General features: G+C 60.9%; 15 protein-coding genes. 10 read left to right on the top strand and 5 right to left on the bottom strand.

The features are described from left to right. The 3 genes from HX866_RS09840 to HX866_RS09830 form a co-directional block, all read left to right on the top strand. On the top strand, positions 1-4,397 hold a 4,397-nt coding region (locus HX866_RS09840), incomplete at its 5' end, for a non-ribosomal peptide synthetase (RefSeq protein ID WP_177139233.1). Positions 4,398-4,461: 64 nt separating this feature from the next. Continuing rightward, positions 4,462-5,619 carry a macrolide transporter subunit MacA gene (gene macA, locus HX866_RS09835; protein ID WP_177098128.1) on the top strand — a complete coding sequence of 386 codons (1,158 nt, stop codon included), beginning with the start codon at positions 4,462-4,464 and terminating at the stop codon, positions 5,617-5,619. Positions 5,620-5,621: 2 nt separating this feature from the next. Continuing rightward, positions 5,622-7,583 carry a MacB family efflux pump subunit gene (locus tag HX866_RS09830; RefSeq protein ID WP_177098127.1) on the top strand — a complete coding sequence of 654 codons (1,962 nt, stop codon included), beginning with the start codon at positions 5,622-5,624 and terminating at the stop codon, positions 7,581-7,583. Positions 7,584-7,740: 157 nt separating this feature from the next. Here HX866_RS09830 and HX866_RS09825 read toward each other — a convergent pair whose 3' ends face one another. After that, the gene (locus HX866_RS09825) at positions 7,741-9,075 is read right to left on the bottom strand and encodes a diaminobutyrate--2-oxoglutarate transaminase family protein (protein ID WP_177098126.1); all 1,335 of its coding nucleotides are present in this window, start codon (positions 9,073-9,075) and stop codon (positions 7,741-7,743) included. A 277-nt stretch (positions 9,076-9,352) separates the two neighbouring features. Here HX866_RS09825 and HX866_RS09820 point away from each other — a divergent pair, with 277 nt between their 5' ends. The 3 genes from HX866_RS09820 to HX866_RS09810 are packed head-to-tail and all read left to right on the top strand — an operon-like array spanning position 9,353 to position 14,912. Then, positions 9,353-10,783, top strand: coding sequence for an efflux transporter outer membrane subunit (locus HX866_RS09820; protein WP_177098125.1), 1,431 nt, complete (start codon positions 9,353-9,355; stop codon positions 10,781-10,783). Then, entirely contained in the window at positions 10,780-11,883 is a 1,104-nt protein-coding gene (locus HX866_RS09815) for an efflux RND transporter periplasmic adaptor subunit (protein ID WP_177139231.1), read from the top strand. Before HX866_RS09820 ends, HX866_RS09815 begins: the two co-directional genes overlap by 4 nt. Then, positions 11,880-14,912, top strand: a complete 3,033-nt coding sequence (locus HX866_RS09810) for an efflux RND transporter permease subunit (RefSeq protein ID WP_177139228.1) — start codon at positions 11,880-11,882, stop codon at positions 14,910-14,912. The genes HX866_RS09815 and HX866_RS09810 overlap by 4 nt, the downstream gene beginning before the upstream one ends. A gap of 43 nt (positions 14,913-14,955) precedes the next feature. Here the strand turns inward: HX866_RS09810 and HX866_RS09805 are convergent, their stop codons facing one another. Then, positions 14,956-15,783 (bottom strand): helix-turn-helix transcriptional regulator, encoded by an 828-nt coding sequence (locus tag HX866_RS09805; protein ID WP_177139226.1) that lies wholly within the window; start codon positions 15,781-15,783, stop codon positions 14,956-14,958. Between the two features lie 71 nt (positions 15,784-15,854). Then, positions 15,855-16,616 (bottom strand): acyl-homoserine-lactone synthase, encoded by a 762-nt coding sequence (locus tag HX866_RS09800; RefSeq protein WP_177098121.1) that lies wholly within the window; start codon positions 16,614-16,616, stop codon positions 15,855-15,857. Between the two features lie 372 nt (positions 16,617-16,988). Between HX866_RS09800 and HX866_RS09795 the strand changes: the two genes are divergently transcribed. Beyond that, entirely contained in the window at positions 16,989-17,594 is a 606-nt protein-coding gene (locus HX866_RS09795; protein WP_177098159.1) for a LysE family translocator, read from the top strand. Positions 17,595-17,667: 73 nt separating this feature from the next. On the opposite strand, the gene HX866_RS09790 is transcribed toward HX866_RS09795, so the two are convergent. Together HX866_RS09790 and HX866_RS09785 are read right to left on the bottom strand one after the other, a co-directional pair. After that, a complete protein-coding gene (locus HX866_RS09790; RefSeq protein ID WP_177098120.1) occupies positions 17,668-18,399 on the bottom strand; it encodes a helix-turn-helix transcriptional regulator in 732 nt (243 codons plus the stop codon). 294 nt (positions 18,400-18,693) lie between these two features. After that, a complete protein-coding gene (locus HX866_RS09785; protein ID WP_177098119.1) occupies positions 18,694-19,437 on the bottom strand; it encodes a GntR family transcriptional regulator in 744 nt (247 codons plus the stop codon). A gap of 143 nt (positions 19,438-19,580) precedes the next feature. On the opposite strand from HX866_RS09785, the gene HX866_RS09780 reads away from it, so the two are divergent. Genes HX866_RS09780 through HX866_RS09770 form a run of 3 tightly spaced genes read left to right on the top strand, consistent with a single transcriptional unit; the run spans position 19,581 to position 22,185 of the window. Beyond that, positions 19,581-20,429 carry an ABC transporter ATP-binding protein gene (locus tag HX866_RS09780; protein WP_256344862.1) on the top strand — a complete coding sequence of 283 codons (849 nt, stop codon included), beginning with the start codon at positions 19,581-19,583 and terminating at the stop codon, positions 20,427-20,429. After that, positions 20,426-21,427: an ABC transporter substrate-binding protein gene (locus HX866_RS09775; RefSeq protein WP_177124982.1), complete on the top strand. Its 1,002-nt coding sequence runs from the start codon at positions 20,426-20,428 to the stop codon at positions 21,425-21,427. Before HX866_RS09780 ends, HX866_RS09775 begins: the two co-directional genes overlap by 4 nt. An 8-nt stretch (positions 21,428-21,435) precedes the next feature. Next, the gene (locus HX866_RS09770) at positions 21,436-22,185 is read left to right on the top strand and encodes an ABC transporter permease (protein ID WP_177098116.1); all 750 of its coding nucleotides are present in this window, start codon (positions 21,436-21,438) and stop codon (positions 22,183-22,185) included. Positions 22,186-22,193 lie beyond the last annotated feature (8 nt).

The raw sequence follows: 22,193 nt of genomic DNA, 5'->3' as shown, positions 1-22,193 counted from the left end.
GCGCGCTCTACGAGGCGTTCCGCCAAGGCGCTGAAGATCCGTTGCCGGCGTTGCCGGTGCAGTACGCGGACTATGCGCTGTGGCAGCGCAACTGGTTGACCGGTGATGTCTTGCAGCAGCAACGGCAGTACTGGCAGCAGACGCTGGCTGGCGCGCCAGCCTTGCTGGCCTTGCCGACTGACCGGCCGCGTCCGACGCAGCAGGACTACAGTGGGCATATGGTGACGCTGGTGCTCGATGCTGACCTGACCCGTGGCCTCAAGGCCCTGAGCCAACGCCATGGCAGCACCTTGTTCATGACGGTCATGGCCGCTTGGGCCGCGTTGCTGGGACGTCTGTCCGGTCAGGACGACGTGGTGATCGGTACACCGGTGGCCAACCGCATGCATGCCGAGGTGGAGGACCTGATCGGGTTCTTCGTCAACACCCTGGCGGTACGCGTTGACCTCTCGGCCGCGCCGAGCGCCAAAGCCTTGCTGCAGCAAGTCAAGCGCCAGACCCTGGCGGCCCAGGCCAACCAGGACCTGCCGTTCGAGCAGGTGGTGGAGGTGGTGCGTCCGCAGCGCAGCCTGTCCCACAGCCCGGTATTCCAGGCGATGCTGTCCTGGCAGAACAATGAAGAGGGTGATCTGGCGCTCGGTGACATGGCCCTGCAAGGGCTGGCGGTGACTAGTTACGCGGCCAAGTTTGACCTGGTGTTGGACATGGTTGAAGTGGGCGACTGCCTGTTCGGTTCCCTGGAATACGCCACGGCGCTGTTCGACGAAAGCACCATGCAGCGTTACCTGGGGTACTTCCAGCGCGTGCTGGAAGCGATGGTCGCCGATGAGCAGCAGGTGCTGGAGCAGGTGCCGTTGCTTGGCAGCGCCGAGCGTGAATACCTGCTGACTGATCTCAATGCCACCGACCGCGCCTATCCGCAGGGGCAGTTGATGCATCGGTTGTTCGAGGCCCACGCGGCGCAACAGCCACAAGCGATCGCGGCCCGTCAGGGCGAGCGGGCGCTGACCTACGCCGAACTCGACCAGCGCGCCGATGCCCTGGCCCTCCATCTGCGTGAGCGGGGCGTGGTGCCTGGGACCCGGGTGGCGATCTTGCTGGATCGCTCGGTGGACCTGCTGACGAGCCTGTTGGCAACCCTCAAGTGCGGGGCCGCTTACCTGGCGTTGGACCGCCTGGCGCCCGAGGAGCGCTTGCGCTTCATGCTCGAGGACAGCGAGGCGTTGGTGTTGCTGACCCACAGCGATCTGTCGGCCCCAGAGGACACGCCACGGCTGGACCTGGACGCCCTGGACCTGTCGACGCCGGCGCTGAACGGGGTACCGGTGGCACTCGAAGGCGATACGGCGGGAGATACACCGGCCTGTATCATCTACACCTCCGGTTCCACCGGCCAGCCCAAGGGCGTGATCGTGACCCACAACGGCATCATTCGTTTGGTCCAGGACAACGGTTACTATCACTTCCGCTCGCATGATCGTGTCGTCTTCGCGTCCAACCCGGCGTTCGATGCCAGCAGCCAGGAGATCTGGGGAGCCTTGCTCAACGGCGGGCAGTCGGTAATCGTCGATCATCAGGTGCTGCTCGACCCGCCGGCCTTCGCTGAACTGCTGACACGTTGCGAGGTGACGGCGCTGTTCATGGCCACGGCTCTGTTCAACCTGTATGTCGGGCTGATTCCCGAGGCGCTCGCTCGGTTGCGCGTGGTGATGTGTGGCGGTGAGCGGGCGGATCCGGTTTCGTTCCGGCGCTTGCGTGAGCTGTCCGGCGACGTGCAACTGATCAATGGCTATGGCCCTACCGAGGCCACGACCTGTGCCAGTTCCTATGCGGTATCCGACGTCCCGCCTGGCATCCTGAACCTGCCAATCGGCAAGCCAAACGCCAACGTGCGCATCTATGTGCTTGACGCTTGGCGCGAGCCGGTACCTGTGGGTGTGGTTGGCGAGATTTACATCGGCGGAGCCGGAGTGGCGCTCGGCTACCTGAACCGGCCGCAACTGACGCTCGAACGATTCAGCGACGATCCGTTCAGCGAGCAGGTCGGTGCGCGACTCTATCGCACCGGTGACCTGGCGCGCTGGTTGCCGGACGGTAATCTCGAATACTTGGCGCGTAACGATGGGCAGGTGAAGATCCGCGGTTTCCGTGTGGAACTCGGGGAAATAGAAACCAACCTGCATCAGTGCGACGGTGTGCGTAACTCCGTGGTAGTGGCACGGGAGGACAGTCCGGGCGACAAGTATCTGGTGGCTTATTACACCGTTCATGCCGGTGCTGAAGCTCCGGAACCTGGGGCCCTGCGTGCACAACTGGGCGCCGGCTTGCCGGAATATATGGTCCCGAGCCTCTTCATTCGTCTGGATAGCTTGCCGCTGACGCTCAACGGCAAAGTGGACGTCCGGGCGCTGCCTGCACCCGCAGCGGATCAGTTCGCGACCCGGGTCTTCGAGGCTCCGGAAGGGGATCTGGAAATTCGCCTGGCGCAGCTTTGGGCCGAGGTGCTCGAACTGGAGCAAGTCGGACGTCATGAGAGCTTTTTCAGCCTCGGCGGTCATTCACTGCTGGCGGTGCGGCTGGTCAGTCAACTGGTCCAGGCCGGGATGTCGGTGTCGCTTGCCGAGGTGTTCCAGCACGCCAGTGTGGCGGCGTTGGCCGCTCTGTTGGAGAGTCGTACAGGTGAGGTCGAGACGGCCAAGGATGAGCAGGTGGTGCCGGTGCGCACGACCGGCAGCCAGCGTCCTCTGTTCCTGGTCCACGAGTTCACCGGCCTGGACCTGTACTTCCCCACGCTGGGCATGCATATCGACAGCGACATCCCGGTCTATGGCCTGCCCGGCGTAGCCCTCGGAGAGCCGCAACTGCAGACCATGGAATGTCTGGCGACCCGTTTGTTGAAGGTCATGCGCAAAGTACAGCCGCAAGGTCCTTATCGTCTGGCCGGCTGGTCGTTCGGTGGGCTGTTGGCCTACGAGATCGCTATCCAGTTGGTGGGCATGGACGAGGAAGTGGAGTTTGTCGGCCTGATCGACACTTACATGCCGCGCTTGGTGGACCATGGCACGGCTCGCTGGAATCTGCAAAGCGCGCATAAACAGCACCTGCTGGAGCACTGCGAGCAGTTCTGGAAGGCTCGAGGGGAGTGCGCGGATGTCCTGGCGATACTGGAAGGCGTGCGGGCAACGCAGCAGTCCTTCGATTTCGAAGGGCTCTTGCAACACTGCCGCGATCAGGGCGCGCTGCCACCGGAACTCAAGGTGTATGAGAGCGACGATCTTTGGCGCTACCTTGATCGTGAGGTCGCCCACGGTCACGCCCAGGCCCATTACACGATCTATCCCAACAGCGTGCCGGTGCATCTGTTCACTGCCACCGAGATGGAGCGCGGCGTGCTGCCACACAGCGGTTACCTGGGTTGGGACGCAGTACTGCCGCTGAGCCAGTTGCGCAGCATCAAGGTTTCGGGCGATCACCTGAGTCTGATGCAGGCGCCACATATCGAGGGCTTGGGACGGGCGATCAATACGGCGTTGGCCGACCTGGCCGACCGTCCGCCGGTGGCCCGCAGTGCCCACCAGCCGCTGCTCACGATCCAGGGCGGGCGCGGCGATCACACACCGGTGTTTTGCGTGCCGGGGGCGGGTGACAGTGTGACGGGGTTTATCGGCCTGACCGATGCGTTTGGTCCGCACTGGCCGATCCATGGCTTGCAACCGCGCGGGCTGGATGGACATACGGTTCCGTACAGCCTGGTCGAAACCGCCGCCGAGGCCTACTTGTTGGCGATCGACAGTGTGTGTCCCGAGGGGCCGGTGCATCTGCTGGGGCACTCTTTCGGTGGCTGGGTGGTCTTTGAAATGGCCCAGCGCCTGACGGCACGTGGGCGAGAAGTGGCTTCGCTGACATTGATCGACAGCGAGTCGCCGGGGGGCAACGGCGTGGTCGGCAAACCCTATACGGCGATAGGTGTGCTGGAACGTCTGATCGAGACCATGCAACTGGCTGCGGGCAAGTCGATGGAGATCGATCACGTCGCCTTTCAGGCGCAGGACGATGTCGGCCAGATGCGCTTGTTGCATGCCGGGATGGTTCGGGCCGGGTTGTTGCCGCAGCGTTCGGCGGCAGACTCGATGCGCGGACCTGCGCGGGCCTTCGGTACGGCTTTACGTACGGATTATCAACCTTCATCGATCTACACCGGGCCGGTTCGTCTGGTGCTGGCGGACGATCCGGTGTTGGACGCGGCGGGCAACCAGCGCGAGCAACAGTCGATGGTCAGCGGCTGGCGCCGCTGTGCACCGGATCTCACCGTCTGGCGCGGGCCAGGCAACCATTTCACCATTCTCAAGGCGCCACATGTGCAGCATCTGGCGAGATGGTGGCAAACCCATCAATAAGGCAGTTTCTTCAAGCCCGGCGGCGGGGTCGCCGGGTCAACCCTCAACACATTCGTGGCTTTCTATGAAAAAGTTGAAGTTTCGCAAAGTGCTCATCGTGGTCGTGCTGCTGGTTGTGGTGGCGGTCATTTTCTATAGCGTCCAGGCTCCGGCAACACCGCCGGAATATCTGACCGCCAAGGTCGAACGTACCGATATCGAGAATTCCGTGCTGGCCAGCGGGGTACTGGAAGGTATCAAGCAGGTCGATGTCGGTGCACAGGTCTCGGGTCAGCTCAAGTCGCTGAAGGTCAATCTGGGCGACAAGGTCAAACAGGGCCAGTGGCTGGCGGAAATCGATCCGGTGGTGCTGCAGAATGCCTTGCGCCAGGCCCAGGTCAATGAAGAAAACCTCATCGCGCAGAAGCAGGCGGCCGCCTCGCAACTCAAGGATGCCAAGGCCACTTACGAGCGCTACAAGCTGCTGCGTGAGGACGACGCGATCTCCAAGCAGGACTTCGAGACCGCGCAGTCGAACTTCGAGGTCAAGGGCGCCAACCTGCTGTCGCTGGAAGCGCAGGTCAGGGACGCGCGGATCCAGGTCGAGACCGCCCGGATCAACCTGGGCTACACCCGCATCGTTGCGCCGATCAACGGTGATGTCGTGGGTATCGTGACCCAGGAAGGCCAGACCGTGATCGCCAGCCAACTGACGCCGGTGATCCTCAAGCTCGCTGACCTGGACACCATGACCATCAAGGCCCAGGTCTCCGAGGCCGACGTGATTCACATCGTTCCGGGCCAGGAGGTGTATTTCACCATTCTCGGTGACGCCGACAAACGTTATTACGCCAAGCTGCGCGGCACCGAGCCGGCGCCGCAGAACTTCCTGGATGCCCAGGCCACCAGCGCCAGCAAGCAGAACACTGCGGTCTTCTACAACGCCTTGTTCGATGTGCCGAACCCGGATCACCGCCTGCGCATTTCCATGACCGCCCAGGTGCATATTGTCCGTGACCAGGCCAAGACCGTGCTGACGGTGCCGGTCGCGGCGCTGGGCGACAAGAATCAGGACGGCACCTTCCCGGTACGGGTAGTGGATGATAAGGGCCAGGCGCAGATCCGCAACGTGCAGACCGGTATCAACAACAACGTACGGGTCGAGATCAAGAGCGGCCTGGCCGAGGGTGACAAGGTGGTGATCGGCGAGCCGTCGGCGACACCTGTGGTAGCGGGAGCCTGACCATGAGCCGACCCCTGCTGGAACTCAAGGGTATTACCCGTCGTTTCGTCGCCGGTGAGAAGGATTTCATCGCGCTCAATGACATCAACCTGACGATCAATGCCGGCGAGCTGGTGGCGATTACCGGCGCCTCGGGCTCCGGTAAGTCGACCCTGATGAACGTGCTGGGTTGCCTGGATCACGCCAACAGTGGCAGCTACAAGGTCGACGGGCGGGAAACCAGCACCCTGAGCGACGATGAGCTGGCGGAGTTGCGCCGCGATCACTTCGGCTTCATTTTCCAGCGCTATCACCTGTTGCCGCACCTGGGGGCGACCCACAACGTGGAAATGCCGGCGGTCTATGCCGGCACCGGCGAGACCAAGCGCTACAGCCGCGCCCAGGACCTGCTGGTGCGTCTGGGCCTGGCGGGGCACCTGGAGCATCGGCCAAACCAGTTGTCGGGCGGTCAGCAACAGCGGGTCAGTATCGCCCGGGCGTTGATGAACGGCGGTGAGATCATTCTCGCCGACGAACCCACCGGGGCCCTGGACAGCGTCAGTGGCAAGGAGGTGATGAAGATCCTGCTGGAGCTCAACAGTGCCGGGCACACGGTGATCCTGGTGACCCACGATGAAAAGGTCGCGGCCCATGCCGAGCGGGTCATCGAGATGAGTGACGGCGAGATCGTCGCCGATCGGGTCAACACCCATCGCCCGGTGGTCAATGAAAAAGCCACCGAGCGCCTGCCGTCCAAGCCCAAGCAGGGCAATCGGCTGATGGCCGGTCTGGCGCTGTTCCAGGAAGCCTTCGTGATGGCCTGGGTGGCGCTGATCTCGCACCGTATGCGCACCTTGCTGACCATGCTCGGGATCATTATCGGTATCACCTCGGTGGTGTCGATCGTGGCCATTGGCGAAGGGGCCAAGCGCTATGTGCTCAAGGACATCCAGGCCATTGGCAGCAACACCATCGAGATCTTCCCTGGTAGCGACTTTGGCGACAACAAGGCGGGGTCCATCGAGACCCTGGCACTGTCCGATGTCGCGGCCTTGAGCACCCAGTACTACATCGACAGTGCCACGCCGAACATCGGGCGCAACCTCCTGGTGCGCTATCGCAACCTCGATGTCACGGCCGCTGTCAGTGGGGTCAGCCCGAGTTACTTCCAGGTGCGCGGCACCAAGATGGGCTCGGGGGTATCGTTCAGCAAGGACGACGCCAGGCGCCAGGCCCAGGTGGTGGTGATCGACTACAACACCCGGCTCCGCCTGTTCGGCCCGACGGTTGACCCGCTGGGTCAGGTGATCCTGGTGGATAATCTGCCGTGTACGGTGATCGGCGTGACCGAGGACAAGAAGAACATTTTCGACACCAGCAAGAACCTGAATATCTGGATGCCTTACGAAACTGCGGCGGGTCGGGTGCTGGGCCAGCGTTACCTGGACAGCATCACCGTGCGGATGAAGGACGGCCAGCCAAGCAAGGTGGTCGAGGACAACATCAACAAGCTGATGGAAAAGCGCCACGGGACCAAGGACTTCTTCACCTACAACCTCGACAGCGTGATGCAGACGGTGCAGAAGACCAGTCAGTCGCTGGCCTTGCTGTTGTCGTTGATTGCGGTGATCTCGTTGGCGGTCGGTGGCATCGGGGTGATGAATATCATGCTGGTGTCGGTGACCGAACGTACCCGTGAGATTGGCATCCGCATGGCCGTGGGGGCCCGTCAGTCAGACATTCGCCAGCAGTTCCTGGTGGAGGCGGTAATGGTCTGCCTGATCGGCGGGGTGATCGGTATCAGCCTGTCGTTCGGCATCGGCTATGTGTTTTCGCTGTTGGTCAAGGAATGGAAGATGGTGTTCTCGGTGGGCTCGATTGTCACTGCGTTCATCTGTTCGACGCTGATCGGTATCGTCTTCGGCTTCGTGCCGGCTCGTAATGCCGCCCGGCTTGATCCGATCGAGGCACTGGCGCGGGACTAAGACAAGAAAGGGCCCGTCGCCTGGGTGGCGACGGGCCCTTTTTTTAGGCCTGGATAACGAAGCGGTGTTGCGTTAAACAAGAACCTGTAGGCGCTGGTTTGCTGACGATAGCGACGGTGCGGCTTGCATCGCTATCGCCAGCAAGTCGTATCCTGCCTCAGCCGACTGCGCTGACGCTGGAAACCCGTGCTGCGCTGCTGCTCTTGAGGGCCTGTTCGAAGCGATCGAGGACAGTGCCCACTTCCGACTCGGTAATGTTCAGTGGCGGCAGGAAGCGCAGGACCGCGCTATGGCGTCCACCGGTCTCGATCATCATGCCGTTGTCGAAGCACTCCAGCTTGATCGCCCGTGCCCGTGCACCATCACCCAGCCCTGGACGCGAAGCGCTGCCCGGCTTGACGATTTCCACCCCGAGCATCAGGCCGCGACCGCGCACATCGCCGATAAACGGGAAGTGCCGGGCAATATCTTCCAGCCCGCTCTGCAACTGCTCGCCGCGACGCGCGGCATTGCCCACCAGGTCGTGCTCCTTGATGTAGCGCATGGTCGCCGCCCCGGCGACCATGGCCACCTGGTTGCCACGGAAGGTCCCGGCGTGCATGCCCGGGCCCCAGGTGTCCAGGTGCTCGGCATAAATGATCACCGACATCGGGTAGCCACCGCCGATCGCCTTGGACAGCACCAGGATATCCGGGGTGATCCCGGAGTGTTCGATGGCGAACAGGCTGCCGGTACGCCCCAGTCCGGTTTGTACTTCGTCGATGATCAGCAGGATTCCCTGTTCCCGGGTGATTTCGCGCAGAGCCCGCAGCCACTCGGCCGAGGCCGCAATGCAGCCGCCTTCGCCCTGGACCACTTCGACCACCACCGCCGCCGGCTTCGACACACCGCTCTCCGGGTCACAGAGCACGGTGCGGATGTAGTCGATGGAGAGACGGTCGGTGTGTTCGCCGTCGGTGCCGAACGGGCAGCGGAAACGGTAGGGGAACGGCAGGAAGTGGGTGCCCTGGGCCACCAGGCCGGCTTTGGGATTGAGGTTGCCCATGGCCGACAGCGCGCCGGCGGTCATGCCATGGTAGCCGCCGTGGAAAGCCATCAACGGGGAGCGTTGGGTGTAATGGCGGGCCAGTTTGATCGCCGCTTCGATGGCGTCCGAACCGCTGGGGCCGCAGAAGAGGATCTTGCTGTTGTCACGCATGCCGGCCGGCAGCGTCGCGAACAGTTCCTGGACGAACGCGTGCTTGGCCGGGGTGGCCAGGTCCAGGGCTTGTTGCAGGTGATCGCTGTTGAGGAATTCGATCACCGCATCGCGCACCACGGCGGGGTTGTGGCCCAGCGCCAGGGTGCCGGCATTCGACAGGCAGTCGAGGTATTCCTGACCGTTGGCATCCTTGACCCGCATGCCCTTGCCGCTGACGAACAGGCGCTGAAACGTCGCCGCGTAGGTGCGCGCGTTCGACTCCAATTTCTTGAGACTGCTTAACTCTTCCATAGTCGATCACTCATTGGCACAGGTACGGATTCATTGGCTGCTCATTTCGAGCTGGGCCCGATTCTGTAAGAGCCCTGTGGCGATCGCCACTTTATCGCGCCTGGGATGTCCCCGTTTTCCACGCCAGACGGGCCGCCGCTCCTGGGGTTAAATGCATGTCAGGAAAGGACTTTGTGGCGCGGGAAGAAAGCGTCGCCGCAGGTCCCGTCGCCATCTTTGCCATTGCCTGTTTTCCCATTTCCCAGGGCGCCTGTGTTCAGGTGTCTTCGAGAGCGTTATGCCTATCGCCAAACCTGCTGCCCATTTCCTGCTGTCGACCTTGTTGGCGACGCTGCTGGGCGGCTGCACGCTGGGTCCGGATTACCAGTTGCCGGTGGTGGCAGTGGCCAGCCAGTGGCATGCGCCGTTGCCCCATGGCGCCTCGATGGTGGGATTGAACGATTGGTGGCAACAGTTCAATGACCCGGCGTTGGCGACCCTGCTGCACCTGGCGGAGGCGGACAGCCCATCCCTCGATCAGGCCTTGGCCCGTATTGCCCAGGCCCGGGCGACCCTGGACGGCAACATCGCTGACACCCGGCCGCAACTCAACGGTGGCTTGACCAAGGCCCGGGCGGGTGTCAGCCAGCCCGGGCTGAACAAGACCGGCACCACTTCCGGGGTAACCCTCGATGCGGCTTGGGAGCTGGATCTGTTCGGCAAGCTGCGGCGCACCGACGAGGCCTCGCGCAACCTGCTTGAGGCCCGTGTCGATGACTGGCATGAGGCACGGGTGTCCTTGGCTGCCGAGGTCGGTGATGACTTTGTGCAGTACCGTGGCTGCCAGATGCTGGTGAACGCTTATCGCGACCAGGCGCAATCCCAGGACCAGACAGCACGCCTGACCCGGCTGTCGTTCCAGGCCGGTTTCACCGCCGCCGCCGATGCCGCGCTGACCGATGCCAGCGCCGCCGCCAGCAGCGCGACCCTGACCAATCAGCAAAGCGAGTGTGATGTGTTGCTCAAGAGCCTGGTGGCCCTGACCGGCAGCGGCGAAGAACAGGTGCGCGAAGTGCTCGCCCATACGCCGGCGCGGTTGCCTGAGCCGGCCTTGCTGGACGTGCGGGAAATTCCCGCCAACCTGGTGCGCCAACGCCCGGACCTGGCTTCCAGCGAGCGCGAGCTGGCGGCCGCGAATGCCCAGATCGGTGCCGCCCAGGCCGATCGCCTGCCCAGCTTGGGTTTGGTTGGTTCTTTTGCGGTCGGCACCACCACAGGCCAATACAGCCGGAGCTGGAGCCTTGGCCCGCAATTGAATGTTCCGTTGTTCGATGGCGGCAAGCGCAAGGCCGCGGTGGACTCCGCCCGAGCCGGCTATGACTCGGCGCTGGCCACTTACCGGCAGACTCTGCGCACAGCGGTCATGGAAGTCGAACAATCACTGGTGCGCCTCGATGCCGCCCGGCGTTCGGAGGCCGATGCGCAGCGCGCCACCGACGGCTACGAGGCGTATTTCCAGGCCGTCGATCGCAATTGGCATGCCGGCAATGCCAGCTTGCTGGACCGTGAGCTGGCACGGCGTTCGGCACTGTCAGCGCAAATCGAGCTGATCACCCTGCAACAGAATCAGGTGCGTTACTGGATCGCGCTGTACAAGGCCCTCGGCGGTGGCTGGCAGGACGGTCAGGACGGACTGGCCAGCGACGCAGCGAAGCGAGGCCGAGCATGAAACCAACCCTGGGTCATGGCTTGCTGGGGCTTGCCGCGCTGGCACTGTCGGGCTGGCTGCTTTTCGGCCGCGCCGCGCCGGCACCGGCCGCAGCGCCCGTCGCGGCCACCAGCCTGAGTGTCGAGACGGTTCAGCCACGCCACGAAGAGTGGCCGCAAGTGCTGGTCGCCAGCGGTGCGCTGGCGCCCTGGCAGGAGGCTGTGATCAGTGCCGAAACCGGCAGTTTGCGCATCGCCAGCCTGAAAGCCGATATCGGCGACCGGGTGAAGAAGGGCCAGGTCCTGGCAACCTTGGCCGATGACAGCGTACAGGCCGAAGAAAACAAGCAGAAGGCGGCGGTCGCCCAGGCAGCGGCACAGTTGCAGGAAGCTCGCTCCAATGCCCGGCGGGCGGCAGTCGTGGGACAGAGCGGAGCCTTGTCGGAGCAGCAACTGGAAGAATATCGGGTCAAGGTGCAGACCGCCGAGGCCAACCTGGCATCGTCGAACGCCGACCTGCGCAGCACCCGGATCAAGCTCACGCAGACCCGCATCGTTGCCGTGGACGACGGGCTTATCTCCGGGCGCAAGGCCTTGCTCGGCGATGTGGTGGCAGCCGGCAGCGAACTGTTCCGGATGATTCGCGAGGGCCGTATCGAATGGCAGGCGGAACTCGATGCACGACAATTGTCGCGGGTCCGGGTCGGTCAGATCGCGCGTCTGGAGCTGCCGGGTGGTGCACCGGTCGAAGGGCGGGTGCGTCTGGTTTCGCCGGTACTCGACAGCAAGACCAGTCGCGGGCTGGTCTATGTGTCCTTGCCGGTCGACTCCGGACTGCGTGCGGGCATGTACGCCAGTGGCCGTATCGAACTGGCGCCGAGCCTGGCGCTGACCGTTCCGGACACCGCGGTGGTGTTGCGCGATGGCCGCTCCTACGTCTTTGTGCTGGGTCAGGACATGCACGTCAGCCAACAGGGCGTGGAAGTCGGGCGGCGAAGCGGGGCGGCGGTCGAGATTGTCGCCGGCTTGGCGGAGCAGGCACAGATCGTCCGTAGCGGCGGGGCCTTCCTCAGTGACGGGGCGAGTGTGACCCTGGTTCACGCCGAGGCGGGTGCCCGATGAATATTTCCGCCTTGTCGATTCGTTATCCGGTTCCGGCGGTCATGCTGTTCGTGCTGCTGGCCCTGTTCGGCGTGTTTGGCCTGAATCGCCTCGGTATCCAGGACTTTCCGGACACCGACCTGCCTACCGTGGTCATCAGCGCCTCCCTGGAGGGCGCGGCACCCGAGCAGTTGGAAACCGAAGTGGCGCGCAAGCTCGAAGACAAACTGACTTCGCTACGCTTGCTGCAACATGTCACCACACTGATTGCCGACGGTAGCGTGAGCATCAATGTGAGCTTTGCCATCGACAAGGACGGCAACGAGGCCCTCAACGAAGTGCGCAATGCGGTGGACAGCGCCAGGGCGGAATTACCGGCGAGCCTCGATACGCCGTCGGTGTCGCGTTTGACCACCAATACGTCGGCGCTGTTGACCTATGTCGTCGATGCGCCACGGATGGACGAAGAGGCCTTGTCCTGGTTCGTCGACAATGAGCTGAGCAAGCAACTGCTGGCGGTTCGCGGTGTCGCCAAGATCGTCCGGGTCGGTGGCGTGGACCGGGAAATCCAGGTCGACCTCGACCCGGCCATGATGGCCGGTCTGGGCCTGAGTGTGACGGACGTGGCCGGTCGCCTGCGGGCGATGCAGAAAGACAACTCCGGTGGCCAGGGCGACTTGGGCAGCGGGCAGCAGGCGCTGCGCATCCTTGGTGCGATCGACGATCCGGCGGCACTCGGGGCCATCCAGATCCCTGTCAGTGATGGGCGCATGTTGGCATTGCAGCAATTGGCCACGGTACGTGATACCCATGCCGAGCGCAGTACCCGGGCTTATCGCGACGGCAAGCCGGTTATCGGTTTCCAGGTAATCCGTTCCCTGGGCTTTTCCGATGTCGGAGTGACGACGGATGTACGCCGGGCGATGGCGCAGTTTGCCCCGCAACACGCCGATATCCATGTCATCGAGGCGAGTAATACCGTCGCGCCGGTGTTGGACAATTATCGCGGTTCCATGGAGTTGCTGTACGAGGGCATGTTGCTTGCAGTGTTGGTGGTCTGGTGGTTCCTGCGCGACTGGCGGGCAACCATCGTTGTTGCGACGGCACTGCCGCTGTCGATCATCCCCACCTTCGGAGTGATGTATTTTGCCGGGTTCACCCTCAACAGCATTTCCCTGCTGGCACTGGCCCTGGTGATCGGCATCCTGGTGGACGATGCCATCGTCGAGGTGGAGAACATCGCACGACACCTGCGCATGGGCAAAACCCCGCGCCAGGCGGCGATCGAGGCGTCCGACGAAATTGGCCTGGCCGTGCTGGCGACCACCGTGACCCTGGTGGCGGTGTTTTTGCCCACGGCCTTCATGGGCGGCATTACTGGAAAGCTGTTCCGGCAATTCGGCGTGACTGCCAGTGCGGCACTGATATTTTCCCTGCTGGTGGCGCGCTTGCTGACGCCGATGATGGCGGCTTATGTGCTCAAGGCTCGGCCCCATGTCGAGCACGACAGCCGTTTGATGACCCGTTATCTGCGCTGGATTCACACCAGCCTGACCCGGCGCAAGACCACTATGGCCCTGGTCGGTGTGTTGTTTCTTGGTTCCCTGGCGCTGATTCCGCTGCTGCCCACCAGTTTTCTTCCGGCCCAGGACAATGCGCTCAGTACCATCACCCTGGAGCTGGCGCCTGGCAGCAGCCTGGCGCAGACCGGCGCGATCGCCTTGCAAGCCGATACCCGCCTGCGCGCCATTGCTGAAGTGGCCCATGTGTTCGTCGCGGTGGGCAGTGGTGATGTCTCCGGTGGTGGCAATCGCAAGGCCGTTCTGACCGTCGACCTGCTGCCCCGTGACGAGCGCACGCTCAAGCAGTCCGCGGTCGAGGAGAAAATGCGTGAAGCGCTGCGCGGCTTGCCCGGGGTGCGGGTCAATGTCGGTGGCGACCGCAGCGGTGAGCGCCTGGAAATCGTCCTTGCCAGCGACGACGGTGATCTGCTCGAGCGCACCGCCACGGCCCTCGAACCGCAACTGCGGCAGCTCAAGGGGATTGGCAACGTGACCTCGAGCACCTCGGCGCAGCGGCCGGAGATCCAGATGCGTCCGAATTTTGCCTTGGCCGCCGAGCAAGGTATCAGCAGCCAGGACATTGCCGACACCTTGCGCATGGCCACCTACGGCGATTTTTCATCGTCCCTGGGCAAGATCAATCTGTCCCAGCGCCAGGTGGATGTGCGGGTACGCATGCAACCGCAAGTACGCACCGATCTGGACAGCATTGCCCAGTTACGGGTCAAGGGACGTGATGGTCAGGTCGCGCTGGCTTCCCTGGGAGAGATCAGCATGGGCAGTGGACCGGCGCAGATCGATCGGCTGGATCGCCTGCGCAATATCACCTTGTCCATCGAGCTCAATGGCCGCAACCTCGGCGAGGTGATGGACGAAGCCAGGCAACTGCCGGTGATGCAGCATCTGCCGCCGCAAGTGAAGCTGGTGGAGCAGGGCGAGTTGCAGTTGATGAGCGAGCTGTTTGGCAATTTCAGCCTGGCCATGGCGGTTGGCGTGTTCTGTATCTATTCGGTGCTGGTGTTGCTGTTCCATGACTTCATGCAACCGCTGACCATTCTTTCAGCCTTGCCCCTGTCGCTGGGCGGGGCCTTGTTGGCGCTTCTTATCGGCGGGATGAGCTTTTCCGTGGCCTCGGTCATCGGCTTGCTGATGCTGATGGGGATCGTCACCAAGAATTCGATTCTGCTGGTGGAGTACGCGATCATGGCTCGTCGTGACCAGGGCATGAGCCGCTATGAGGCGCTGATCGATGCCTGTCACAAGCGTGCCCAGCCGATTCTGATGACGACCATTGCAATGGGCGCGGGCATGTTGCCGACGGCGTTGGGATTGGGTGGGGAGCCGAGCTTTCGCCAGCCGATGGCGGTGGTGGTGATCGGTGGCCTGCTGGCTTCAACGGTGCTGAGCCTGTTGGTAGTGCCGGTGATCTTCACCTATGTCGATGACGGGCTCCAAGGTTTCAAGAGGATATTGCGCACACCTCGATAGCGGGATAAGCCGCTATCGAGGTGTTATTCAGGCAAGGGAGGTATCAGAGGGCATTTTGCAGGATGGCGGTGTTTTCCTGACCTGTCCTGGCGTCCGCCGAGTGCATCCAGCGGATCAGCGAGCGACGACCGCCGATACCCATTTTGATGGAGGCACGCTTGAGGTAGCTTTCCACGGTATTGACCCGCAGCGCCAGCTGCTCGGCCAGTTCCGGTGCCGTGCGCCCGGCCAGCAGGCCGACGCAGACTTCGGTTTCCCGCGAGGAGAGGTTCAGTCCGGACATTTCCAGGCGTTCGATAAAACGTTGGCGCAAGGCGTCCATGCCACCGTTTTCCAGTTCCTGGCTGATGGAGAAGGCTTCCTGGCGAATCGGCGCTGGCATCAACGCCTCGATATGTTCGCCGATCATCGGGAGCAACAGGCAGGAGAACTCCTGGAGGAAAACGCATTCCTGTTGGGAAAATCCCTGGGAAGGGTTGGAACGGTAAACGGACAGCGCGTAGCAGCGGCTTTTCGTTCTGTAGATCAGGTGCAGGTGATTGGGTGAGGTGTGCAACGAAGAAGCTCGCTGGCAGCACGCCAGTTCGGTTTGTGGTGCGGGCCAGAGTCCATCTTCGTTCGGCAGGGCAGGCTGCTTGACGGAAGAGGCGTTCATGAGGGTGTCGGTACAGATCGGGCTGATACCCACGCCGCCGATACTCGAGGTGATCGACTGTGCGGCATTTGTGGCATCGAGCCGCAGCTCGGTGATGTGTGTGGCGTCAACGGGCAATTGTGCAACGATCAAGTCATGCAGCACGCGCGGAAAATTACGGTTGCCGGTGTTGGCGATTACTTTGCCGACAGATGGGAAAAGTCTTTGCAAGTTCATCCGCTCTCCATTTTTTATTCTGGGCACTACGGCTGGCGCCGCCCACGGTTCCATAAGGTTTTTGGTACGTATCAGTTGATTTGGGTCATCGGGTGAGTCGAGGCTATTGAATGGGTCACGCTGTAGTCGGTAGCCGGCAGTGCCATGATGGGCAGCAAGTCGTCAGTCAGGTGTTGCATGTGGTTTATCTTGAGCATGTTGTTGTAGATTTTTGTCGTGCAATCGAGTGTCCCGTAGATGACTTTTTCGCCTTTGCTACCGTGGGCGACATTTCGTCGATTGAGCAACCAGCCTGAGCGCTTTAGAACTTTTTCCATCATGGCGTCGACAATAACTTCGTAAGTATCGACCTCTTGAGTACTGGCAAACTGCAACATGGCCAGAAAAAGGGCTGCGGTGCGGAAGTCAACTTTGGTTTTGGTGAAATCACTGCCCGAGGTGTCGCTGCTCAATAGAGCAAATCGGGTGGCTTCCCAGCACTCCATTGGATTGGGCCTGGACAGCCCATCAGTGAGCATGAAGCTCAGGGCGCCGCAAATCAGAGTGGGTTTATAGGAGGGGCGAAGTCTGACGCAGCCGGTGACCTGGGAGCCTTTGTGGGTATAGATATAGAGGGCATCGTCATTGTCATATTCATCAAATTCATACTCGCTGCCCGCATAGCTTTCAATATCCCATTTCCGCCGATCAATAAAAGCGGCTTTGCGGATGCTGAGTATTTGCTCTAAAGCAGGGGTTGGGAGTTCGGAATAACTGGCGATGGCGACATGCACGTCGGAGAAGGTGTACGAGTGGTCGGAGAAAGTGTACGAGTGAGGGAAGTAGCCAATCATAAGTACGTCGCGGACAGGGAGGAGGTGCTTATTTATAATGATCCTTTATAAGTCCGGCAACTGTACTTAAGTGCAGGTGGCTGGCGAGGGCAAACTACTGTTTAATTGTCGATGTGAGATTTTCTCGGACGTGGCTCTTTGTCGGCATCAAGAAGGTTGTACGATAACGTTGGTGCATGCGAAAATTAAAGCATGTCGATGTCGAAAGATGTGATACCGATCACGCTTGATTTTTAAATTGAAGAGGCTGAGCGGTATTTCATCAGGCTGCAACAAAAGCAAGGGTGTTCTCGCGCTTAATAAGAAAACGGATTTTCCAATCTGGAAAATAAGTCGATGGGACAATAATTCTATCCTGGAATTTTTTGAGGGCTGGTCATGTATTATGTTGCAGTTGCAATGCTCACGGTATTGCTGGTGCCAGGGCCGACCAACTCGCTGCTGCTGCAGTCGGGGGTCAGTCGAGGCCTCAGCGGTTATTCGCTGAAGTTGATTCTTGCCGAATGGGCGGCTTACCTGATCCAGATTACCGCCTGGGGTCTTTCCATTGAGGCGCTGATGGCCAATTACGCCTGGGTGGTGGTGGCGACGAAGGTCCTGGCGGTGATTTTCCTGTTCTATATTTCCCTGAAATTGTGGTTCTCGGTGCAGGCGGATACCACTGGAAAGCCCTCAGCCATCTCAATTTCGGCGTTGTTCCTGGCGACTCTGAACAATCCGAAAGGGTTGTTTTTCGCCTCATTCGTTGCACCTGCCGGAACCTTTACGCACCTGGATAGTTATCTTTCCTTCATGGCCATTTTTTCCCTGGTGATTCTTCCTGTGAGTATTGTTTGGGTCGGCTTGGGTGCTGTCTTTGGACGAAATCTTCCATCGATAATATCCGGTAATCGGGTCAATAGATTTGTTTCATTGGTCATTGGGCTGTTTGCCAGTATGGCGTTGTATAACTTGGCCTCGAAAGTAATATTTGCCTGAGTGGCGCACGTGAGTCAGCCTCACAAGTGACAAGCCTGTGAGGGGATGAGTGAGGTTGACTCGAGGGTAAAGGTTAAAAGATATTGTGGCGAATGGCCTTGACCATGGCCTGCTTGACATTGGTGCAACCCATTTTTTCGGTGATTTTCTTGGCGTAGAATTTCACCGTTCTTTCCGTGATATTCATGATCAGGCCGATTTCCTGATAATTCTTCCCGAGGGCCAGCCAGTGGAGGAATTCAATTTCCCTTGGGCTCAGCGACAATAATTCTTCCTGGCTGACCTCAATCGGGCGATATTGATGGGCGATGGTGCCGATGGCCTTGATCAGGAACATATTTGACTGGATGATGCGGTCAAAATCAGGATCGCCTTCGACGCACGGCAAGTGCAGGGAGCCGAAAGCGCTGCCCGGGTCATGAATGGGGATGCTGAAGCCTTGATCAATGCCGTAACTGGCCGATTGTTCAAATACTTTGTTGGGCGCGTGAGAACGATCATTTAGCGCCGTCCAGAAAAACGGACGCGAAGTGATGGCGGCATTGGCCATCACGGGATCGGACTTGTAGAGCGCCTGCCGACGATAGCTCTCAACCCACTCGGTCGGGTAGCTGCTGTGGATGGAGATATCACCATTATCAATTAAGTGCGAGTCGGCGTAGACGTAGGCAAATCGTGTTATTTCCAGTTTGTAGAATACCCAGGTCAAGACGTCGACATAGGTTTTTGTGCTGGCCCCAGGAATGTTATTTTCAACTTCTCTAACCAAGTCAAACGTATGTTTGATTGTGCGGAGTTTAGGCATGACAAGCGGGCTCCGGTTGGCTGGATGTGCTCTGCTATATGGATCCAAATGGGGTATGTCCTGACTTATAGCACCGCCCGAAAACCATTTCAATATGTGTCAAATAGAAAACATATTTTGACACAAGGGCCATTAAATCACTTATTTTTGACGCTTTGCTCCCTCGTTCACTGGGCCGAGCGGTCAGTTTTTTTTGATTATTAAGGGCCCGTTAAGAGGGCAATCCGTGGCCCTCAGTCTTGGCTAAGTTTCCCTGGAGTGGTGGCCTGCAACGGGCCCGGAAGCCGCGTGATTTCAAGAATTGGGGCTCGACGTGAAGACACCGCTGAGGACAAACGCATAGCGCTCCGGGCGGATAAAGAAGGTGGTCCGGTCACAGCAGCGGCCATCGGCAAAATACGAGGTGCGCTCCATCACCAGCAGCGCCGCGCCACGTTTGACATTCAGGCTATTGGCCAAGTGCTTGTCGGCTTCCTGGGCGCGAATCGCCATGTCGGCGCGGGTGACCGCGGAGCCGGTGATCGACTCCAGGATCGAGTAGATGGGGCGATTCTCGACGGCCGTCCAGACCACACTGGCCAGTTCGGCCGGCAGATGGCTACGGCCCAGGGCAATGGGTTCGTCGTCGACAACGTGCAGGCGCTCCAGGAGCAGACACTGCTCGGCCTCGGCAAACAGAGCGCCCAATGCTTCTGGAACCGGCTGCAGTTGATGATCGAGGACCCGCATGCTTGGCTCGAGACCTTGCAACCGCAGCGCCTCATGAAAACTGCGCAGGGCATCGAGGCCATGGCGGACCTGCTTGGCCGCGACGAAGGTGCCTTTGCCTTGCTTGCGTTCCACCACCCCATCGTCGCTGAGCTTGCCCACGGCCAGGCGAATGGTCACGCGGCTCACCGCAAAGCGTTGGCCCAGCTCGGCCTCGGACGGCAGCTTGCCGCTGGGCTCGTAGGCGCCGCGCTGAATCTCTTCCAGCAACTGGTGAGCGATCTGTTCATAGAGCGAGGTGGTGCTGTCACGAAGAATGGGCGTGGACACTGCGGGGTTCCGTGATCTGAGAAGTGCGGGGCTCACGGCGGAGCCTTCACTTCTAAGGTTATAAAAATAGGTTATTGGGACTACTTGTATTAATACGTATTATGTCGAGCAATCCCATTGTAGACGACCTGACGACACTTGCCATGCCAGAAACCTTTCTTCGTGTGCCGCCACCGACCGCTGCGCTGAGCGTCGAGCAGATCAGCTTCAGCTACCCCAATGGGCATCGGGTGTTTTCCTCCTTCAGCTTGAGTGCCGCCGCCGGTGAGTTTGTCGCGATCCTCGGGCCGTCCGGCTGTGGCAAGACCACCTTGTTGAACCTGTTGTCGGGTTTCGTTCAACCGCAGGCGGGGCAGATCCGCTTGAACCAGACCACAGTCAGCCCTGAACGTTCGGAGTTGGGTTATGTGTTTCAGTCTGCGCAGCTGTTTCCCTGGTTGACGGCCCTGGAAAACGTTCGTTTCGGCCTGCGCATGGCGGCGGATCTCAGCGAGTCGCAGCAGCGTGAGCGGGCCCTGCAGTACCTGCGCCTGGTCGGCCTGGAGCAGGCCGCGCAGCGCTTGCCCCATCAGCTTTCCGGCGGGATGCAGCAGCGTGTTTCCCTGGCTCGCACACTGGCGCTGGAGCCCGAAGTGTTGCTGATGGACGAGCCGTTCGCCGCACTGGACGCCATCAGCCGCAATCATATGAACGAAGAAACCCTGCGGATCTGGGCCGAGCTGGGTCAGACCGTATTGTTCATTACCCACGATATCGACGAGGCGGTGTTCCTGGCGGACCGGGTCATCGTTCTCAATATCGCCCCGGGCGGTATTCACAGCGAACTGAAGATCCAGCTGCCACGTCCGCGCTCCCATCTGAAAACCCGCCGGCTGCCGGCTTTCCTCGACTACCGCAATGAACTGATGGAGCGTATTTCCCAGGTCATGGCGCTGTCCGAGGCGCGCATTTCCTCTCCCTCTCTCTCCCTTGAAACCGAGTCGGTCCAATGATCAAACGTACGTTACTTGCCCTGTCATTATCGGTTGCCGCCGTGGCCGGCAGTTCCTTGGCCGTCGCGGAGGACGCCAAGCCGCTAAGGGTGGGGTACGTCTTTGCCATGGCCAATGCTCCGGCGCTGATCGCGGACAAGCAGGGCTACTACCGTGACGAAGGCCTGAACGTGGACCTCAGGGCGTTGGGCGATGGGCCGGTGATCCAGCAGGCGTTGGCTGCCGGTGAGCTGGACGTGGCCTATGTTGGTACGCCGCCGGTGTACCAGTGGTTTTCCCGAGGCTTGCAGAGCCGGATTCTGGCCAAGGTCAATTACGGTCAGGCGGCGGTGATCGTCGACAGCAAAAGCCCGATCAATTCCCTGGCCGACCTCAAGGGTAAAAAACTGGCCGGGGTGAAGAAGGGCAGTGGCATGGACGTGCTGTTGCGCGGTTATGTGCTCAAGGAAAAGGCCGGGCTCAACCCCGACCATGACCTCGACATCATCGACATGCCCCCGGGCAATATGAATGCCGCCCTGGACCGTGGCATCGTCGATGCGGCGTTCTCCTGGGAGCCCTTTGTCAGCCAATCCTTGCTGCGTGGTTCGAGCCGGGTGCTGTTCGATGTCAACCAGGCCTTGCCCCAGTATCCCTGGTACGTGGTGATCGCCCTGCCAAAAACCTTGCAGGAGCGCCCGGACGATGTGGTGAAACTGCTGCGTGCGCATCGCAAGGCCATCGCCTTTCTCAACGAGCACCCTGAGGAGTCGAATCGGATCATCGCCGAGGCGTTCAAGCTCGAAGCGGTGCAAGGACCTGACGGCAAGACCATCGCCCCGCAAACCATCGTCGCCCAGGCCCGTACCCGACTGGGTTGGTCGGCGGACCTGGAGACCGCGGACATCGAGTTTATCCAGCGCCTGATGAACTACTCCCATGACCTGGGCTTTATCGACACCACGCTCAAGACCGAGCAGATCGTCGACACCTCCTACCTGGAAAAAGCTTCGCGCTGAGTCTGCCCATGTCCTTGCCAAAACCGAATTGGGGATGGGCCTCGTTGCCCTTCCTGCTGTTGATCTGGGTGGCCCTGGCCAGCCGTTTTCCCACCTACATCCTGCCGCAACCCTGGGACGTCGCCCGCGAGGCGCTGCGCTGGTTGGCCGACGGCTCGCTCTGGCAGCACCTGCAAGCCAGCGTCCTGGAAGAACTCGGTGGGTTCTGCTCGGCAGTCATCGTCGCTGTGTTGCTGGGGGCTGCGGGCGGATTGTCCTCGCGTTTTCGTGACTTTATCGCACCGCTCAACAGCCTGTTCATGGCCATTCCGCCGATCGCCTGGGCGCCGCTGATCATGATCATTTTCGGCCTGGGTTATGTGTCGATCGTGCTGGTGATCTTCATTGCCGCAGTGTTCCCCATGGCGGTGACGATCCAGGAAGGCGTGCAGGGCATTCGCGGTGGCGAAGTGCGCGCGGCCCGCACGCTGGGGGCCAGTTCCTGGCAGTTGCTGGCCCACGTCTACCTGCCGGCGTCGCTGCCCTTTGTCACCGCGGCCCTGCGCATCGGCTTCAGCCAGGGTTGGCGGGCGCTGGTGGCGGCGGAAATGATCGGTGCTTCCCGGGGCATCGGCTGGATGGTTGCCACCGGCGGTCAGATCGGTAACAGCAGCCAGGTGCTGCTGGGCATCGTCCTGATCGGGCTGATTGCCTGGTTGATGGAGAGTTTTGTGTTCCGGCGCATCGAGCGTCACTACCAGCAGTGGCGCGAGCAGTAAGTCGCTTC

The organism is Pseudomonas gingeri, from assembly GCF_013386165.1.
In the GTDB taxonomy this organism is placed as follows: domain Bacteria; phylum Pseudomonadota; class Gammaproteobacteria; order Pseudomonadales; family Pseudomonadaceae; genus Aquipseudomonas; species Aquipseudomonas gingeri_C.
This window is presented reverse-complemented; position numbering and strand designations above follow the sequence as displayed.

Bases quoted from the DNA above. Each gene is read 5' to 3' on its own strand.
- macA (WP_177098128.1), top strand. From the start codon at position 4,462: ATGAAAAAGTTGAAGTTTCGCAAAGTGCTCATCGTGGTCGTGCTGCTG.
- HX866_RS09830 (WP_177098127.1), top strand. From the start codon at position 5,622: ATGAGCCGACCCCTGCTGGAACTCAAGGGTATTACCCGTCGTTTCGTC.
- HX866_RS09825 (WP_177098126.1), bottom strand. From the start codon at position 9,075: ATGGAAGAGTTAAGCAGTCTCAAGAAATTGGAGTCGAACGCGCGCACC.
- HX866_RS09820 (WP_177098125.1), top strand. From the start codon at position 9,353: ATGCCTATCGCCAAACCTGCTGCCCATTTCCTGCTGTCGACCTTGTTG.
- HX866_RS09815 (WP_177139231.1), top strand. From the start codon at position 10,780: ATGAAACCAACCCTGGGTCATGGCTTGCTGGGGCTTGCCGCGCTGGCA.
- HX866_RS09810 (WP_177139228.1), top strand. From the start codon at position 11,880: ATGAATATTTCCGCCTTGTCGATTCGTTATCCGGTTCCGGCGGTCATG.
- HX866_RS09805 (WP_177139226.1), bottom strand. From the start codon at position 15,783: ATGAACTTGCAAAGACTTTTCCCATCTGTCGGCAAAGTAATCGCCAAC.
- HX866_RS09800 (WP_177098121.1), bottom strand. From the start codon at position 16,616: ATGATTGGCTACTTCCCTCACTCGTACACTTTCTCCGACCACTCGTAC.
- HX866_RS09790 (WP_177098120.1), bottom strand. From the start codon at position 18,399: ATGCCTAAACTCCGCACAATCAAACATACGTTTGACTTGGTTAGAGAA.
- HX866_RS09780 (WP_256344862.1), top strand. From the start codon at position 19,581: ATGCCAGAAACCTTTCTTCGTGTGCCGCCACCGACCGCTGCGCTGAGC.
- HX866_RS09775 (WP_177124982.1), top strand. From the start codon at position 20,426: ATGATCAAACGTACGTTACTTGCCCTGTCATTATCGGTTGCCGCCGTG.
- HX866_RS09770 (WP_177098116.1), top strand. From the start codon at position 21,436: ATGTCCTTGCCAAAACCGAATTGGGGATGGGCCTCGTTGCCCTTCCTG.